Here is a 588-nt window from a genome sequence, read left to right as displayed (position 1 = left end):
TGGTGATCCCTTCCTTGCTGAAAATGCTTTCGGAACTGTCCTGAGGTTTCAGTGCTTCACGGTAGTTGTAGTCACGGGTGGCCACACTCCCGCTCACGACATTGTAGCCAGCCTGAATATCCCAGATACTCTCCTGCCCGCTGTCACTCATCCCGGCCTGATTACGCAATGGCAGGGTGACACCAAATTCATACTGCTGCTGGCTGTCCTGGAAAATAACCACATCCTGTTCAAGACGGCTGTCCATTTCATAGCGCCAGTAAATGCCCACTTCTGCCAGCAGACGCTGGATAAACTCAAGGTCGGTTTCCCGCCACTGGGTGATGAGCTCACGGGATGGATACTCACGGGAGAGACGGAACTCAAAATCAGGACCTTCCAGACCGTGCTTACGCAATACCTGTTCAACCACCTCTGTAACCGACTGATTGAGATAGATCTCGCTCCCTTTCGTATAGTCCAGAAGGGCAATACGGGGAACGATCGTCAGCGCGTAATGGGTGTCATCATTCGAGGTGGACACGCGGCGAAAGGACGCCACTACGCCAAAAACCGTCCGCACCGGCAGCGCCGGTGTCCCGTCAAACA

General features: G+C 54.1%; 1 protein-coding gene. It reads right to left on the bottom strand.

What is annotated here, in order from left to right; all coding sequences use genetic code 11:
• Positions 1 to 588 (bottom strand): phage late control D family protein (gene vgrG, locus QQF33_RS03440; RefSeq protein ID WP_285157384.1); only part of this gene is annotated, 588 nt, incomplete at both ends.

This window comes from Lelliottia wanjuensis (genome assembly GCF_030238365.1).
GTDB classification, from domain to species: domain Bacteria; phylum Pseudomonadota; class Gammaproteobacteria; order Enterobacterales; family Enterobacteriaceae; genus Enterobacter; species Enterobacter wanjuensis.
This window is presented reverse-complemented; position numbering and strand designations above follow the sequence as displayed.